Origin of the sequence: Peristeroidobacter agariperforans (assembly GCF_004138335.1) — a bacterium.
In the GTDB taxonomy this organism is placed as follows: domain Bacteria; phylum Pseudomonadota; class Gammaproteobacteria; order Steroidobacterales; family Steroidobacteraceae; genus Steroidobacter; species Steroidobacter agariperforans.
This window is the reverse complement of record NZ_RYFW01000005.1, coordinates 175,237-192,118: the sequence shown is the minus strand read 5'-3', so window position 1 is coordinate 192,118 and position 16,882 is coordinate 175,237. Positions and strand designations below refer to the sequence as shown.

The 16,882-nt window shown below is 62.1% G+C and carries 17 protein-coding genes; 5 read left to right on the top strand and 12 right to left on the bottom strand.

All coding sequences use genetic code 11. The features are described 5' to 3' along the window. Positions 1–49 precede the first annotated feature (49 nt). On the top strand, positions 50–325 hold the full coding sequence (locus tag EK373_RS28630) for a hypothetical protein (RefSeq protein ID WP_129648307.1): 276 nt from the start codon (positions 50–52) through the stop codon (positions 323–325). A gap of 86 nt (positions 326–411) precedes the next feature. Here the strand turns inward: EK373_RS28630 and EK373_RS28625 are convergent, their stop codons facing one another. From EK373_RS28625 to EK373_RS28615, 3 genes are all read right to left on the bottom strand, one after another. Further along, on the bottom strand, positions 412–651 hold the full coding sequence (locus EK373_RS28625; RefSeq protein WP_129648305.1) for a hypothetical protein: 240 nt from the start codon (positions 649–651) through the stop codon (positions 412–414). A 156-nt stretch (positions 652–807) separates the two neighbouring features. Further along, positions 808–1,617 (bottom strand): metallophosphoesterase family protein, encoded by an 810-nt coding sequence (locus EK373_RS28620; RefSeq protein WP_129648303.1) that lies wholly within the window; start codon positions 1,615–1,617, stop codon positions 808–810. Then, positions 1,614–2,561: a diacylglycerol/lipid kinase family protein gene (locus EK373_RS28615; RefSeq protein WP_129648301.1), complete on the bottom strand. Its 948-nt coding sequence runs from the start codon at positions 2,559–2,561 to the stop codon at positions 1,614–1,616. The genes EK373_RS28620 and EK373_RS28615 overlap by 4 nt, the downstream gene beginning before the upstream one ends. A gap of 145 nt (positions 2,562–2,706) precedes the next feature. On the opposite strand from EK373_RS28615, the gene ligD reads away from it, so the two are divergent. The 4 genes from ligD to EK373_RS28595 all read left to right on the top strand — a co-directional run bounded on the left by ligD (position 2,707) and on the right by EK373_RS28595 (position 7,612). After that, positions 2,707–5,436, top strand: a complete 2,730-nt coding sequence (gene ligD, locus EK373_RS28610) for a DNA ligase D (RefSeq protein WP_129648299.1) — start codon at positions 2,707–2,709, stop codon at positions 5,434–5,436. Between the two features lie 40 nt (positions 5,437–5,476). After that, entirely contained in the window at positions 5,477–6,349 is an 873-nt protein-coding gene (ku, locus tag EK373_RS28605; protein ID WP_129648296.1) for a non-homologous end joining protein Ku, read from the top strand. A gap of 78 nt (positions 6,350–6,427) precedes the next feature. Next, a complete protein-coding gene (locus tag EK373_RS28600; protein WP_129648294.1) occupies positions 6,428–7,264 on the top strand; it encodes a tetratricopeptide repeat protein in 837 nt (278 codons plus the stop codon). Between the two features lie 39 nt (positions 7,265–7,303). Beyond that, positions 7,304–7,612, top strand: a complete 309-nt coding sequence (locus EK373_RS28595) for a DUF6665 family protein (RefSeq protein ID WP_129648292.1) — start codon at positions 7,304–7,306, stop codon at positions 7,610–7,612. A 27-nt stretch (positions 7,613–7,639) separates the two neighbouring features. On the opposite strand, the gene EK373_RS28590 is transcribed toward EK373_RS28595, so the two are convergent. From EK373_RS28590 to EK373_RS28550, 9 genes are all read right to left on the bottom strand, one after another. Further along, on the bottom strand, positions 7,640–8,182 hold the full coding sequence (locus tag EK373_RS28590; RefSeq protein ID WP_129648290.1) for a hypothetical protein: 543 nt from the start codon (positions 8,180–8,182) through the stop codon (positions 7,640–7,642). 95 nt (positions 8,183–8,277) lie between these two features. After that, positions 8,278–9,237, bottom strand: coding sequence for a TIGR03885 family FMN-dependent LLM class oxidoreductase (locus EK373_RS28585; RefSeq protein ID WP_129648288.1), 960 nt, complete (start codon positions 9,235–9,237; stop codon positions 8,278–8,280). Positions 9,238–9,249: 12 nt separating this feature from the next. Next, positions 9,250–10,914, bottom strand: a complete 1,665-nt coding sequence (locus EK373_RS28580) for an alpha-amylase family protein (protein ID WP_129648286.1) — start codon at positions 10,912–10,914, stop codon at positions 9,250–9,252. 4 nt (positions 10,915–10,918) lie between these two features. After that, on the bottom strand, positions 10,919–11,293 hold the full coding sequence (locus EK373_RS28575; protein WP_129648284.1) for a sensory rhodopsin transducer: 375 nt from the start codon (positions 11,291–11,293) through the stop codon (positions 10,919–10,921). A 2-nt stretch (positions 11,294–11,295) separates the two neighbouring features. Further along, on the bottom strand, positions 11,296–12,588 hold the full coding sequence (locus EK373_RS28570) for a D-arabinono-1,4-lactone oxidase (protein ID WP_232831350.1): 1,293 nt from the start codon (positions 12,586–12,588) through the stop codon (positions 11,296–11,298). Positions 12,589–12,860: 272 nt separating this feature from the next. Further along, positions 12,861–14,495: a M28 family peptidase gene (locus tag EK373_RS28565; RefSeq protein ID WP_198683720.1), complete on the bottom strand. Its 1,635-nt coding sequence runs from the start codon at positions 14,493–14,495 to the stop codon at positions 12,861–12,863. Between the two features lie 133 nt (positions 14,496–14,628). Next, on the bottom strand, positions 14,629–15,315 hold the full coding sequence (locus tag EK373_RS28560; RefSeq protein WP_157994585.1) for an outer membrane beta-barrel protein: 687 nt from the start codon (positions 15,313–15,315) through the stop codon (positions 14,629–14,631). 147 nt (positions 15,316–15,462) lie between these two features. Next, complete coding sequence (locus EK373_RS28555; protein WP_129648278.1) at positions 15,463–16,338, bottom strand: NAD(P)-dependent oxidoreductase; 876 nt, start codon at positions 16,336–16,338, stop codon at positions 15,463–15,465. Position 16,339: 1 nt separating this feature from the next. Continuing rightward, the gene (locus EK373_RS28550) at positions 16,340–16,879 is read right to left on the bottom strand and encodes an SLOG cluster 4 domain-containing protein (RefSeq protein WP_129648276.1); all 540 of its coding nucleotides are present in this window, start codon (positions 16,877–16,879) and stop codon (positions 16,340–16,342) included. Between the last annotated feature and the right edge of the window lie 3 nt (positions 16,880–16,882).

The window sequence follows — 16,882 nt, the reverse complement described above, 5'->3', positions numbered from 1 at the left end:
CTCGTGCGCGCCTCATCGCGTCCTGACGGTACGCTGCGGAGATGCTGTCATGACCCAACTTCGACGAGACGCTGCTTATATTCGAATCAAGTCGCCGACGAGCGGCAGTGCCACTACGGCATTGACCGCCTTCGATGAGCAAGTGTGCGAGGTGCTCGCCTCGGCGCACACCGTCACGTCGGCGGCGAAAACCTTGGCAAATGCCAGCGCACCCGCCGCCGGCCGTGACGCAAGCGATCAGGCCAGCGACCTGGAATCGCGCGTGGCGGCGTCGATGCTTCGCCTGCTGCAGGCTGAGCGAATCGAGTTATCGCCCGATAGCTGATCGCCATTACTCCTTGCGCAGAAAAATGCCCGGCCGCGGCGATGCAGCCGAGCATCCAGTCCTACGAGTGAGAAAACAAGCGGCGCTCAGGTGTCGCCGTCGCGATCGTGCTGCTCGTTCTTATCTTGTTGGTTGGCGGCAGTCATACGATCAGGAGTCGGGCGCGGTGGCACCGCAGGCGCCGTGTTCTCTGGCTTGAACTTGTGATAGCCAGCCACACCCAGCGGCGTCATCAACGCGTGCGTATTGCCGTAGCTCACACAACCGCTCAACGCAGCAGCGATAGAAACAACACCAACGAAACTCAATAATCGTACTTTCATCATGCAACACCTCACCGGCGGCCTGACTACCAGTACAACGCATCAACGCGCCCCGAGGATGATGCAAAACGGCGTTTTAATGCTGAATCGTGGCTGAATTGTGGGCGAGTGAACCACACCGAGCGTCGCCATCGAGCCACACGGCCGCGAAAGTTCCGGCTATTGAGCGCCGCGATCCAAGTTTAATCGTTCCACCTTTACACACTGGAACTTGTTGCCCTCGGCGCTGTAATCCCAACGTTCCGCAAGACAAATACGGGCATCTTCGCGCTTGATGAGATTGACCGAATTGGGATGACGACGGCGCACTCGCGTCGACACGGCCGTCCCCGCCTGCACGACCCAGCAGCGTCGCGGCACATTCTCGTAGTGCTCGTGAAGGGGCGCGATGTACGGCAAGTGAATGTGCCCGCCCATGATGACGTCCGCACCGGCGCGCGACCACGCTTGAATCGCCTCTGCATGACCGTGCAGTTGGTTGTGAACTTCCGTATCACGCACGACGTGCACGGGCTGATGCGTGACCACAATGCGAATCTGCCGCGGGCTCGCGGCTGCCAGGCGTTTGGAAACTCGGAGAATCTGCTCGGGCGAGACTTCGCCGTCTTTGTGACGTGACGGACGCGTCGTGTTCACGCTGACGATCAGAAAGTCATCGCTGTGCCACTCCGGCTCCAGATCGGCCCCGAAGGCGCGCTCGAAGCCGGCATACGGAGCAAACATTCGCGCCGCGACGTTGAACAACGGAATGTCATGATTTCCGGGAATGGCCACCAGCGCCGGCGGTGAGAGGCGAGAGACAAACTCGCGTGCCGCTGCGAACTGCGCCCGCCTCGCCCGCTGCGTGATATCGCCGGAGAGAACGACCGCCGCAGGCTTGATCTCGTGGGCCAGATGGAGCAGCGCCGCAACGACTGCAGGCTGCTCAGTACCGAAATGGGGGTCGGAGATCTGCAGCAGTACCGTCATTGCGCGGTCGCGGGCGTCAACAGCGACAAGGGATGCTCCGCCACGCGAAACGTCAAGGGCGGCTTGCACCACAGGATCTCGCCATCCACCGCGACTTTGATGCCACGCTTCTTCGCGCCGCTCAACAGACGCACCGTCATGCTACGGAACGGGAAGTTACGAATGCGCTCGGCTTCGCCAAGCTGCCCCAACATGCCACGGACACCCAGCCAGAGCAGCTCGGCCGTGCTGACCGGCTCGACGATCACGGCAGCCAGGCGGTGACGTTTCACGTCCTCGGCTTCTTCGATCCCGACTTGCTCGAGCTGCAGCACGTTGTTGCCCACGAAGATGCTCGGCGTGAACAGCGTCTCGCTGCCCTGCTCGTGCTCGACCTCGACGAGCAACCGCCGATGCTCGCGTAACAGGGTCTTGAGCCCCGCCCACATCGCGACCGACCGGTGGCGACCGTACTGACGTTTGTAGTCTTCCCGATCCTGCAGCAGCTCGGGATACAGGCCCAGGCTTGCGTTCACCAGGAACGCTCGATCGTTGACCATGCCCACCTGCACCGGCTTGAGCCTCGCGGTGAGCAGCGCATTGGTGGCCTCGGTGGCATCGAGCGGAATGCCGTGCGCCCGACTGGAATAATTGAACGTGCCTTGGGGAATGATGCCGAGCGGCCGCCGCGTCGGCAGCACCGCCTGTACGACCGCATTGATGGTGCCATCGCCGCCGGCAACGACGATGGCGCCGTCACTGCGAACAGCCTCGTCCGCGGCCTTCTTGGCCACGTTCGCAAGCTCGTTGGGATTGTCGATCAGCATGAACTCATGGGGCCGGTGCGCCGCCGAGAGGACGGCTTCGATCTGCTGCCGAGCCTCGCGCGCATCCTTCGAGCCCGAGCCCGCGTTGCTCACGATGAGGAAGGGCGCGTCGGGGGCGAGAGCGTGGGCGGCGGCCATGACCGGTGGTGCACCTGTTGCGGGGGGTCGCCGGTTCAATGCGCGATCCCGGGCCGAAGTTCACGGGATTGCACTTTCTACGCCCGCAATGTCGGCTGCGCGCATGCTTCCGCGTCTTCATCGAACAGTACAGAATCGATGCAGCATGAAACGCTCCGTGGACAAGCCGCTCGAAAAATACCGGCAGAAGCGCACCTTTACTCAGACGCCGGAGCCGGCGCCCGCCGTGCCCGCGGGCCGTCAGGGGCCGCTGCTTTTCATCGTGCAAAAGCATGCCGCCCGGCGCTTGCACTATGACTTCCGGCTGGAGCTGGATGGCGTGCTCAAGTCCTGGGCGGTCCCCAAGGGCCCCTCGTTGCAGCCAGGCGAGCGGCGCCTGGCCGTCGAAGTCGAGGACCATCCGTTCGACTATGCGTCCTTCGAAGGCGTTATCCCGGAGAAGAACTACGGCGCTGGCAATGTCATCGTCTGGGACTGCGGCGTGTACTCGCCCGATGAAGGCAGCGAGTATTCCTTCGACGATCGCGCCAAAGCGGAGGAACGTCTGCGCCGCGAATACAAGCTCGGCAAGCTGAGCTTCTTCCTGCGTGGAATCAAGCTCAAAGGCTCGTTCGCGCTGGTTCGCACCAGCACCGACAAGCAGTGGCTGTTGATCAAGCACAAGGATCGCTTCATCGGCGGCGACGACCTGCTCGCCCACAACACCTCGGTGCTCACCGGCGATACGTTGGATGATGTGGCCGAAAGCACGAATCGCGAGCGCCTGGCCGCGATGGAACTGGCGCCCGCCGGTCCGTTCGAAAAGATGCCCAACGCGATCGAGCCCATGCTCGCCGAGCCCGGGCAGAATCTCGAATCCGATGAGCGCTGGAGCTTCGAGCCCAAGCTCGATGGCTATCGCATCATCGCCTTCATCGACGGGGACTCGGTCTATCTGCAGTCACGCCGCGGTCAGAACTACACAGCGTTATTTCCCGAGCTGGTCGCGGAGCTGAAAGCTCAGTGCGTCGGCTCGATGATTCTCGATGGCGAGATCGTCGCGCTCGACGCCGACGGTCGCCCCTCCTTCAACGCGCTTCAAAACCGCGCGCAAGCGAAAGGCCCGAAGGAGCTGGCCGAGGCGCAGCGCCAGGCGCCCGTCATCTTTCTTTGTTTCGACCTGTTGCACTTTGCGGGCATGAATCTGCGTGGCTCGACCTACGAGCAACGCCGCCGCTATCTTTCGCAATGTTTGCTGCCGGGCAGCCACCTGCAGCTCATCCATGCATCCGACGATGGCGAAGAGTTGCACGAAGCCTCGCTCGCCGCGGGCTTTGAAGGCACGGTCGCCAAGCGCAAGGACAGCCGCTATCAAGCCGGTCGTCGCTCGCCGCACTGGTTGAAGTTCAAATCGTTCACGACGCACGAGTTCGTGATCGGCGGCTTCACGGCCGGCAAAGGCCAGCGCGGCGCGCTCGGCGCGCTGCTGCTCGGCTTCTGGAACAAGGATCAACTGCAGTACGTCGGCCACGTAGGTTCCGGCTTCAACGACGCATCGCTTGCGAGCGTGTACAAACAAGTGACCGCGCTCGCGAGCAAGACCAACCCGTTCTCCACGAAGCCGCCCTTGAATGGACCTGCGACGTGGATCGAGCCGAAGCTCGTCGCCGAAGTGAGTTTCGATGCGTGGACCGAGGACGGCTATTTACGCGCACCCGTGTTTCACCGCCTGCGCGATGACGTAGCGTCCGAGCATGTGAATTCCGGGCCGCCCAAGAAGAAAAAGGCCAGCGCCAAGGCGACGCCGAAGAATGAGATCCAAGCGGTGCTCGAGCAGCTCGAGAGCAAATCGAACCGCCTCGATCTGAGCGTGGGTTACGGCAGCGGCGCCGCGAAGATCCGTCTCACCAACCTGGATCGCGAGTATTGGCCGGCGGATCCCGAGTCAAAGTCGGCCGCGATCACGAAGCGCGAGTACCTGCGTTATCTCGCCGGCATCTCGCCCTACATGCTGCCGCATTTACGCGACCGTCCGCTCACCATGATCCGCATGCCCGAAGGCATCGGCGGCGAGCGATTTTTTCAGAAACATTGGGAACAGGAGCGTCCGGAATTCGTCGAGGTGGTCACGACGTTTTCAGAGCATGTCGGCGGCGCGCACGACTACGTCCTCGCTCACAACCTGCCCACCTTGCTGTGGCTCGGGCAGTTGGGGACGTTGGAATTCCATGTCTGGCACTCGCGCGCCAGGCTCGGCAAAGACTGCGTGAGCCAGAGCGATGACGCCTCGAGCTCGCTCGAGGCGATGGAATCTTCGGTGCTCAATTATCCCGACTATCTGGTGTTCGACATCGACCCCTACATCTATTCGGGCCTGGAGGCCAAGGGCGCGGAACCCGAGTACAACAAGAAAGGTTTTGCCATGGGCAAGCGTGTGGCGTTCTGGATCAACGACCTGCTCAAGGAAATGCAGCTACGCGCCGTGGTGAAGACGTCCGGCAAGACCGGGCTGCACGTGTTCGTGCCCATCGAGCGCACCGTCACCTTCGATGGCGCTCGGGAGATTTGTGAAATGGTCGGCCGTCACATCCTCAAGCAGCACCCGCGCGATGTGACCATGGAATGGGCCACGCAAAAGCGCACCGGGAAAATTTTCATCGACTACAACATGAACGTGCGTGGTAAGACTCTCAACGTGGCGTATTCGCCCCGGGGGGTACCGGGGGCGCCGGTCTCGATGCCGCTCACCTGGGATGAACTGGAAGCCGCCGAGCCGGGCCACTTCACATTGCGAAATGTGCTCTCGCGCTTGGAAAAAACCGGGGACCGGTGGCATGATGTTCTCTCGGCGAAACAGAGCCTTGCGAAAGCCTTCAGAAGTAAAGCCCGAAAGTGAGATTCGACTGAAGACCAAGCCAGTCGAAAAGGTACCCCTCATGGCCATGCGCTCCATCGGTTCATTGACGATTTCCTTCGGTCTGGTTGCGATTCCAGTCAAGCTGTACACCGCGACCCAGACCGCGAATTCCATTTCCTTCAACCTGTTACACAAGGGTTGTGGCTCACGGCTGAAGCAACAGTACGTGTGCTTGAAGGACGGGCACACGGTCGAACGCGACGACATGATCAAGGGCTACGAGTTCGCCAAGGATCAGTACGTCCAGTTCAGCAACGAAGAAATCAAAGCGATGGAAGAAATCGGCACGCACTCCATCGACATCAGCGAGTTCGTACCGATCGAGTCCATCGATCCGGTGTATTTCGACAAGACCTACTACCTGGCGCCCGACAAAGGCGGCAACAAACCCTACGGCTTGTTGAACGAGGCGCTGAAGGACACTAAACGTTGTGCCATCGGCCGTTGGGCCGCGCGTGGCAAGTCGTATCTGGTGGCCCTGCGCCCCGTCGGCGATGTGCTCACGATGCAACAGTTGCACTTCGCAACCGAAGTGCGCGCGGCGACCGAAGTCGACGTGACGAAGCCGGATGTGAAAGCACCGGAGCTGAAGCTCGCCAAGCAATTGATCGAGCAGCAGACCACCGAGCGCTTCGATCCCACTGCCTACGTCGATGACGTGCGCGCCCGCATCGAGGCGGCGATTCAGAAGAAGGTCGAAGGCCAGGAGATCTCCGTGGCCGAAGGCCCGGTCGAGACAGGCGGCAAGGTGATCGATCTCATGGAAGCGCTGCGCGCCAGTCTCACCAAGACCGAAACCGCGAAGGCGAACGTCGCCAAGCTCGGACCACGGAAGGCGCCGAAGAGAGTCGAACAGGCGGAGAAGCCTGCGCGTAAGGCGAGCAAACGCTGAGGGCTGAGGTGGCCCCGGCAGCCGGTCGTCCCTGAGGCGATCCTGCCGCATCCACGGCCTTAGGCGGGCTTACCCCGAGTGCAGACGTTCAGTGTTCAAGATGTAGAACGGGTGCTGCGCCTGTCTCGCAGCACCATCCGTGGGCTGATCAAAACCGGCTTCGTGCAACCCTCGCGCGGGCCCAAGCGCCAGCTGCTCTTTTCCTTCCAGGATCTCATCGTGCTACGCGCCGCGCGCGCGTTGCTCGAAGCGAAGATCTCCCGTCGTCGCATCAATCGCTCACTCGAAGATCTGCGTCGTCACCTGCCTGAGCAAATGCCACTGTCGGGGCTCAGCATCAGCGCGGTGGGTGATCGCGTCGTGGTTCGTGACGGCAAGAATCATTTCCAGGTCGACGATGGCCAATACGTGCTCGGCCTGGATGTGAGCGTCGAAAACGGCGTCATTCGCGTCGTGGAGCACAAGGAACCTGCCGCTGAAGCGCCACCGGCCGAAACGGCCGATGATTGGTTCGACAAGGCCCTGTCCCTCGAGGACAGCGACCTCAAGGCCGCGCAAGCGGCCTATGAGCGCGCCGTGGAGCTCGAGCCCGACTACGTCGGCGCCTGGATCAACTTGGGCCGCCTGCTCCATTCGCGTCGCGATGAGAAGAAGGCGGAGATCGTGTATCGCCGCGGCCTGCAGGAATGCGGCGCAAATCCCGTGCTGATGTTCAACCTCGGCGTCGTGCTGGAAGACCTCGGCAAGATCGACGATGCGATCGAAGCGTATCAAGCCGCGCTCAGCGAAGATCCGAACATGGCGGACGGCCATTTCAATCTGGCGCGGTTGTATGAAGCCCAAGGCAAAGAGCAGCACGCGATCCGTCACCTCGGACAATACCGACGCCTGGTGAGCACGTCCGACAGTCGTTGACGGACGCGATCGGCCGGTACGGCTCGTATAATCGAGCCCGTGGTCCAGTTCGATAACCCGATCGACTCCCTGCTCGCCGGCGAGGCCGCCGCCTCGCTCGGCATCTCTGGCCGCAAGCTCAAAAAGACGCTCGACGCGTTACGTCAATACGATGCAGAGCTCGCCGCGCTCACTCGCCAACCCGATGAGTCCGCGCGCAAGCGCCTCGTCCTGGAAGCTGCCGAGGCGTATTGGGGCTATGTCGTCCAACGCGAGCAATTCGGCCTGATCGATTCAGAGTACATCGCGAAGGAATATGCGATCCCCGACGATGTGAAGCGCGCGATGGGACCGAAAGGCCGAGCATGAGTGCACCCGGCCTCGATCGTTATTGCGTCAAGGCGTCGCTGCGGGCTGCGTCGGGGCATCCTTGGAAGATCGCTGCGCCAATGCCATCACAAACTCAAAACGTTCCGCCAGCCATGGGTACTTTGCTTTGAGCTCTTGTCGCGCTTCGGCTGAACGCTCGTACACGCGAGTTGGCGCGACGAGTATGGGCCCGGAGTCTCTCGTCGTAGGCACCACGAAGTCGCCAACGTAGTTGAGTTGCCCCGCTTTCACCGTGAAGCTCCAGGTATCCGATTCCGGATAGTCGAGGTAGGTCATGCCCACCACCTTGCCCATGAAATAGGTGCCCTCCGGGACGGCATAGGCCAGCAGCCCATTGTTACATCCGAGGACAAACGCAAAGTTGATCGCGCCGAAGTAACCCTTGGAGCGCACGCCGGCCGGATACCACTCGGTTTTGTAAATCCCCGAACCGCACGAAGTGCGAGAAACGACGATCCCCTCGGTTGGATCGATTGCCGTTGCCGGGGTGAGATTGCCCTTCACCGTGCCGCAGCCCGCTGCGAATACGGCCACGCCGATGGCCGCCATCCCTGTGCTCTTCATGTTGATCCGATGTTGACTCCCCAGGCGAGCAGTATAGTGGGGAACCGGCAGGATGGGCAGGCAGGATCGAACCGTGGCCCTTACGTTCTGAGCAGGGGCAGCACCTTCGCCGCGAACGCCTCGATAAAGCCGATCTGGTTCAGGTCGACCTGATGCAAGTAGACGTGATCGACGCCGAGCGCCGCGTATTCGTTCAGCCACGCGGCGTGCTGCGATAGATCCGATGAGATCAGCACGCTCTCGTGCATATCCTCGGGCCTGACGAAACGCGTCGCGGTTTCGTAGTCGTCGGGCGATCGCAGCTCCCAACCGATGTCACCGCCGAGCGCGACGAACCGCCAGTGATCGAACGCGCCCTTCAGTGCCTGCGATTCCGTGGGCGCCCAATTCAGTGCGACCTGCAGATGAATGGGCTTGCCTTCGCCGCCGCCGCGACGGAATGCTTCGATGACCTTCTTCACGTTGTCCGGCTTGCCGGCGACGGTCAGTAAACCATCGCTCCAGCCGCCGACGAACTCCGCTGTGGCTTCGCTCACAGCCGCACCGAGCATCGGAGGCGCTGTTTTGGGTCGGGAGAAGAGCTCACCATCCACGACGGTCACGGACCCTCGATGCGTGACTCGCTCGCCGTTCAGTAACGCTCGAATGATCTGTGCACACTCCTTCATCTTCTCATTGCGCTCCGCTTTCGATGGCCAGGCCAATCCCGTGACATCTTCGTTCACACGTTCGCCACTGCCGAGCGCAAACCAGAACCGATCAGGAAACATTTCGGCCAGCGTCGCCGCCGCCTGGGCAACGACGGCGGGGTGATATCGATAGCCCGCCGCACAAATCATCCCCACGGGAAACGTCGTTCGCGCCATGGCGGCGCCGAGCCACGACCAGGAATATCCCGAGTGCCCCTGCGATCGACTCCACGGCTTGAAATGATCCGAGGACATCACGCAGTCGAAGCCCGCCTGCTCGGCCGCAATCGTGTACTCGAGCATCTTCGAGGGCGCGAACTGCTCATGAGAAGCGTGGAATCCAATACGCATCTGGCGATCTCTTCAATGCTGGGAGGGCGGCCCCGGCGGCTGCCGACGCAGCGCGTAGTTCATGCCGCCGACGCGAAACCATTTGTAACCAAACGCCGTCAGCGCGATCTCATGGTGGCCCTGCCTGGTCGCCCGGCTGTCGTCCACTTCCAGCAGATTCACCAACAGCTCGCTGCCCTCGCCGTCCAGCGCCACCTTCACCTGCTGCGGCTGGCGATTGAAGTTGTGTAAGACGACGACGCGATTGCCGCGCCAGGAATAGCACATCCCCAACACGCCAGGGGCGCCCGTGCGCAGCAGGGTCCACTCGCCCCAGCCGATCTCCGGACATTCCTTGCGGACCCGAATCATCTTGATCATCCAGTTCAACAGCGAGCCCGGGTCGCGTCGTTGCGCGTCGACATTCACGCTCTGATAACCGTACGGCCCCTTGGAGATCACGCCATTGGCGAGCCGCTGCGCCGTCGAGAATCCGGCGTTGCGCTCGCTGGACCATTGCATCGGTGTGCGCACCGCCGCCCGCTCCTTGCGCGAGAGATCATCGCCCATGCCGATCTCATCGCCATAGCGCAGCACCGGCGATCCCGGCAAAGCAAACATCAGGCTGTTCGCCAGCTCGATGTGTCGACGATCGCCCAGCATCGATGCCAGCCGTCGCCGAATGCCGCGATGATACAGCTGCATGTTGCGCTCCGGGCCGAAGCGCGCGAACACCTTGTCGCGCTTCGCCTTGGGCAGACGCTCGATGTCCAGCTCATCGTGGTTGCGCAGGAACACCGCCCACTGCGTCGCCTCTGGAATCTCGGCGGTGTCCTTGAGCGCCTGCTCCAGCGGCGCCGTGTCTCCCGTCGCAAGCGCATAGAAGAAATGCTGGTTCACCCAGAAGTTGAACATCATGTTCAAGCCGTCGCGACCGTCGCCGAAATAGCGCTGCGTTTGCTGGGGAGTAACATTCGCCTCGCCGAGCAACGCCGCATCGCCGGCGCGCCATTGCAGGAACTGGCGCATCTCGGCCAGATAGTCGAAACGCAGCTTCTCGCCCTTCTGCCGCGATTCGAGAATGAAAGGCACGGCGTCGACTCGGAAGCCGTCGACGCCGAGTTGCAGCCAATAGCCCATGATGCGGCGGATCTCGGCGCGCACATGCGGGTTGTCCATGTTCAGATCGGGCTGAAAGTCGTAGAAGCGATGGTGGTAGTACAGCTTCGCAACCGGATCGCGGGTCCACACCGCTTTCTGCACGCCCGGAAAGACCATGCCTTTGTTCCAACCCGCCGGTCGGGTCTTCGACCAGATGTACCAATCGCGATACTGCGAGTGCGGATCGCTGCGTGCCGCCTTGAACCATGGATGCTCGTTCGAGGTGTGGTTGACGACGAGATCCAGGATCACGCGCATGCCGCGCTTGCGCGCATGGTTCACGAACTCGACGAAGTCACCGCTCGATCCATAGCGATGGTCGACGCCGTAGTAATCGCTGATGTCATAGCCGTTGTCCTTGTTCGGCGAGGGCTGGAACGGCGCGAGCCAGATCACGTCGATGCCGAGCGAGTTGAGATAGTCGAGCCGATTGATCAGGCCCGGCAGGTCGCCGACGCCGTCGCCGTTGGCGTCCATGAAGGTGTCCAGATCCAGGCTGTAGACGATCGAATTCTTGTACCAGAGATCTTCGATCATCGGCTCACCCGGGGAACGCTAGTGTGGTGGCGATGGCGTTGGCCGCCTGGCTGGTATCGCGCCGCGTAAACTGCACGACCACGGGATGATCTGCAACGATCAACGCGGCATACGGCGTATCGAGCGGCAACGCCTGCGGATCGATCAGGTCATTGAACCGGAAGTGCCGCACGCGCTGCGCAGCCACTTGCAACGGATACGGACCGACGGGCTCGTGGTCCTGGTAATAGATCGTGAGCTGCAGATGCGCCTCGAAGTGTCCGGCGTTGAGCACGCAGAGCTCATCGCGGCTGGTGTCCCGGGGCTCGGCGCCCGAGCTGAGCAACGGCATGTGGCCGCCGGGGATCGCCCATACTTTGGAACCGATGGTCTTCAGCACACTCACTCCTCGCCCAGGAGTCGCGCCATCGGCGCGGTCAAGAACACACCCTGCGGATCGAACTTACGCCGCAGCTTCATGAACTCCTCCCAACGCGGATAGAGGGCCGCGAGTGCCGCCCCCTGCAACGAATGTTTCTTGCCCCAGTGCGGGCGGCCGTCATGGGCCCGCAGGATGGGCTCGATGTCGTCGAAATATTCCTGATACGGCAGGCTCGCGTTCTGGTGCACCGAGATCGCGACCGAATCTCGAGCGTGCACCGGGCTGAGGAACCCCTCGTCCCTCGCGATCAGTCGGTACAACACACGCCAGCCCACGTGCTTGCGGTGGCGCTCGAGAATGCGGCGCCTCACCTCGCGAAAGCAGGCCGGGCCCGCCTCTGCTGGCACGAAATACTCCAGCTCCTCGAACTTCAGTTGCCGCTCGCGCGCGATGATCTCGTGACTGAAGCCCTGCTCCTCGTGAATGCAGCGCGCGTACGGTAGTTCTGGCACCGGCGTTTCCGGCAAATTGAGGGTCCGTAACTTGACCTCGTCGCGGCGCGGATACCAGTAGAAGTCGAAGTTGCGATGCGCATCCGCGAGCTCATCCAGATGCGCCAGGCAGTCATCGGTGCGCGCACAGTACTCCCGGCGTCGCAATCGATACTTGGGTTCGAGCTGCAGCCGCACGGCGGTGAAGATTGCCAAGAGCCCCATCGACACGCGAGCGGCCTCGATGAGCTCCGGCTGCTTCTCGATCGACCACTCGACGATCTCGCCCGTGCCTGTCACTGCACGCACGCCGATCAGGGTTGCGGAAATGTTTTGTAACTTGCGACCGGAGCCGTGCGTGCCGGTGCTGATGACGCCAGCGATGGTCTGCGTGTCCACATCGCCCAGGTTCTGCATGCTCATGCCGATGCCGTGCAGAATCGGCCCGAGATCGTGCAGCACCGTTCCCGCGCCCACGGTGGCCTGGCTGCGAGCGGCATCGTAGTCAATCAACCCACGGTGATCGCGCATCGACATCAATATGTCGGGGGTCTCGACCAGTGGCGAAGACGAGTGACCCGAACCGACCACGCGAACTTTTCTCGAGCGGGCCGCGGCGTCTTTTACATACACGCCGACGGCCTCATCGTTCGCGGGCCAGACCTGCGAGCGCGGCACGAAGCGCAGGCTCCCCGACCAGTTGCTGAACTCGTCCGTCGAATGTGTGCGCAATATCTTCACGTGCGGCGGAAAGCCGAGTGCCATCACGCACATACAACGGCACGTGCGCCGCGTAGGTTCCTGGCCGACGTGATAAGTCACTATCCCATCGAACGCGGGAAACAAATCTTTCTCGGAACCTTCAGGCGTGCCCAGGCGTCACACGCATCGGATGCAGCTAAGATATCGGTGGAATGAATCAGGGCAACAGTGCTCTAACAGCAGGAATCGAAATCCGATGCTCATCCATCGCCGGTCCATCTTTCGAGGGTCATCCTAAGAATGTAGGGTCATCCTTGGTTCGATAGAGATGACGGCACGAAGCCCCGCCTTTCGCGGGGCTTCGACTTTATGGCGTACGGAATCTGCGATTCTCAGGGCGAAGGCGTTTCGACTTCGTACTCGAACGGATCGGTCTGCAGCGGCCGGGTCGGCAGCGGCTTCTTCGGCAAGGGCTGATCGCGCTCCGCCGACATCCACAGCAACGACGCCATGATCACCGCCGCCTGCTTCAGATCTTCCAAGCGCAGATGGTCGTAGCTGTCGATGCTGGTGTGATGGATGCGGCTGCCGTAATCGAGAGGGTCCTGCAGGAACTGAAAGCCCGGGATGCCGACCGCTGACATGGGCACATGATCGGTGCCATAGGTCGGCGCTGCTACCACCGAATCCGCACCCATGCTTGCGAACGGCGCGATCCAGGTTTTCAGGATCGGCGTGGCTGCAATGTTTCCTTCTGCATAGATGCCCCGAATTTTTCCCGAGCCATTGTCGAGATTGAAATAGGCGGCAAGCTTGTCGTAGTCCGGACCGGGCGTGACGGGCCAGCGCAGATTCCATGTGGCGTACACAGGCAGCGTAGCGCGCTCGGGATCTTCAACCGGCGGACGCGTCACCAGATGACGCTGCGTGTAATCGAACGAGCCGTAGAGCCCCTGCTCCTCGCCATTCCAGAGGGCAAAGCGAATCGTCCGCTTTGGCTTGAGGCCAAGCTTGCTCAGGATGCGCGCCGCTTCCATCACGACGGCGCTGCCGGCCGCATTGTCCTGTGCGCCATCGGATGCGACCCAGCTGTCGAGGTGGGCGCCGGCCATCACGTAACCGGCCTTGCCCTCGCGGCCCGGCAGATCGGCGAACACGTTGTATGCGTTCGGGTCCTCGTCGTGATAACGCACATCGCTGATCAGTTCGAGCGTCGGTTTCGCATCGGTCTTCGCCAGACGCGCAAGCTGTCGATAGTGCTCGGCCGCCAGTTCGAAGCCCGGCAGTTTCGGCGATTGATTGCGACGGTGCTGATAGCCCTCACCGTGCAGCAGGCCACCTTCGCGATAGGACTTTCGCACCCACGCGAGCGCGCCTTCGGCGGCGAGGAATTCATCGCGCTTGGCTTCGAAGCGGTTGCGCTCCAGGCGCTTCTCCAACTCCTCTTCCATGGAGACGAGCGGCTGCCGGTGGGCATCGAGCTTGGTGATGTCCTCTCGATTCAATCGCAGGAAGGGCGCAACGGCAGGCTCAGCGCCGGTGTCGGGCTGCGTCACCAGCACGATCTGCCCTTTCAACTTGCCTCGCCACTTGTCGAAATCGGCGACTTTGCTCATCGGCGCGACGATGATGGACGCAGAGATCGCGCCGTTGGTCGGCGGCGTCCAGGCGACGGGAATCGCGCTATAGGCCGCAACGCGTGGCTGCAGCAGTCGAACGCTGGATTTTTCGATGGACCAGCCGCGGCCGAACTCGAAGCCTTCGGTGCGCACGTTCTGCAAACCCCAGTCGCGAAACTGCTGCTGAGTCCAGCGCTCGGCTGCGCGCATCTGCGGTGAGTTGGTGAGCCGGCCACCGATGCGATCGGTGAGATAAGCCGCGGTCAGCGGCAAGGCGCTACGATTGAAACCTTCATCGACAATCCGGTTGATGGTCGTCAGGTCGGCTTGATCCGCCGCTTGCGCCACCGCCGTGCCGAGCACACAGGTCAGCGCTGCCATCGCGACCCGCCACGCTCTTACTACCATGCCTCGCTCCGTTCTTGGAATGGGTTCCGGTAGCGGAGTGTAGCGTTTGCGCGCCGACCTCGGGTGTATTAACGATCGATGCGGCTACTGAAGCGATGGAACCTGCCGAGCAGGCTCCATCGCCGCAGCCACGTTAGAGCTTGTAGCTCACGCCGAGCGAGAGGCGATTCACATCTGTCTCGCCCGTCTCATCGTCATCGCCCACGTCTTTGAATTGCTGCCAGTCCAGGCTGAACGACCAGTTCTGGCCCATCTGCAGGCCGACGCCCAGGCCATAGAAAAAATCCTCCGAGCTCGCAGAGTAGCTTGCACTCTCCGAGGCGTTGGAGATCGCAACCACCTCGTTGATCTCCGTGTCAGCGAACAGAATGCCGGCGCGTCCATGCACATCGAACATGGCGCCGATGGGGATCGCGCCCACCGCTGTCGCCGTGAACCCCGCGACCTCGAAATCCGCCGAGTACGTCGCCGGGAGCGTCGGCTGCGGGCCGAATGGATCGATCAGGCCCGAGGCGCGATACTCCGCCGTGCCGAAATCGACATAGCCCGCCTCAACAGCAACGTACTGCGAGAAGCGATAACCGCCGAACAGTGAGAAGGAGGTATCTGAGTCATCCAGCGTCGAACTGCCATCGAGTACAGTGCCGACAACAGAGAAGCCATCCAGCACGATCTCATCGAGGACCGCCTGGTTCAGATCGGGTTCCGCCTGACCGCCGGTCACCCCGAAATACCAGCCACCGCCTTCGGCCCAGCTCGACGTCGAGGCCATTGACAGGACCAACCCCACGCCCACGGCCCAACCGATTCGTTTGCTCATCATGATCTCCCTGAACTCGCTTGTTTGTTTCTATCCCGCTCGAGGAGCGGAACGGCGCGGATTCTAACGACGGGATCTCACGTGACTTTGCGACCGGGTTCACAGCGTGCATCTGCATCATGCAAATGCTTTGCAGCACGCTGCTAGTCAGCCGGCACGCGCGACTTCGATGATTTTGCTTTCGTTGCTGTGCGCGTGACCCAACTCGCACAACTTTGCGTAGGCGGCCTGGGCCGTCGTGCCGAACGGTGTGGCGATGTTTAGTTTGCGGGCGAGGCGCAGCGCGTAGTCGACGTCCTTCAAGCGCAACTGCGGCGTAAACAAAACATTCTGATCGTGATCATTCGCGACGATGCGGCGCGCAGTGCGCACGACTTGCGGACTTGCGGCCTGCCCCGTCGCGAGCGTCTCCGCGACGGCGTGGAGATTCAATCCGGCGCGCTCGGCGAGCGCCATGCCTTCTGCGATCGAAGCAATCTGAATGGCACCCTGCAGATTGATCATCAGCTTGTAGACGGTACCCGCACCCACCGCGCCGAAATGAATCGTTTGTTTCGCGAGGACATCGAGCAGCGGCTGTGCGCGCGTCAGATCTTCTGCCGCAGCGCCGGCCAGTAATGTGAGCTCGCCGGCCGCGGCCATATCGGGCAGACCCGTGACCGGACAATCAATGTAACTCAGCGAACGCCGCCGAGCCTCCCCTGCGAGCTCGAGCACCCAGTCGTGCGACAAGGTCGAGCATTCGATGACGAGGGTTCCCGGAGCTGGCTGGCTCGCGAACACACCTGCTGCGCCGAGCCACACCTCACGCGACGCCGCGTCATCCGACACCATCGAGAAGATCAGCTCCGCGCCTTGCGCAGCCTCTTTCGGTGATGGGCACAGGGTCGCCCCCTGCTCCACCAACGACGTCGCCCGCGAGGCCGTGCGATTGTACAGACGCAGTCGATGCCCGGCGGTGAGCAGACGCTGAGCCATCCCCAGCCCCATCCTGCCCAAGCCGATGAAAGTCACATTCGCCATGTCATTGGCCCGCGGCAAGCAGACCGAGCGCGGCGAGACCTCGTTGCAGCTCCGCGATCGAGCTCCAGGACAGGATTCTGGAATTGCCCCGCTCATCGGGCGGATTGCGCTCCAGCTGATCCGACCAGCCGCCGCAGCCCGTCAGCGGCAACAGCGGCCGATGGTGCAGCCAGGCCAGACACACTTCGGAGATGGTGCCGGCGCGGCCGCCGATGACGATGCACGCATCGCCGGCGAGCGCCATCATGAGATTGCGAGCATCGCCCATGCCGCTCGGAATCAGCACCGTGCACGGCCAATCGCGCAGACCGATGTCATCGGAAGGCACGATGCTCACGACGAGACCGCCGGCGGCGAGCGCCCGCTCGGCGGCGTATCGAGTGGCGGGACTGCCGCAACCGCTCACGACGGTCACGCCCGTGCGCGCAAGGAACTCGCCGGCGGCGCCGGCCAACTCATACGCAGGCGAACCGGGCTCGGCGCTGCCGAGCACACACACTTGCGGGGCTCTGGATTTTCCTGAAGTCGCTGCGGCGCTCATCGC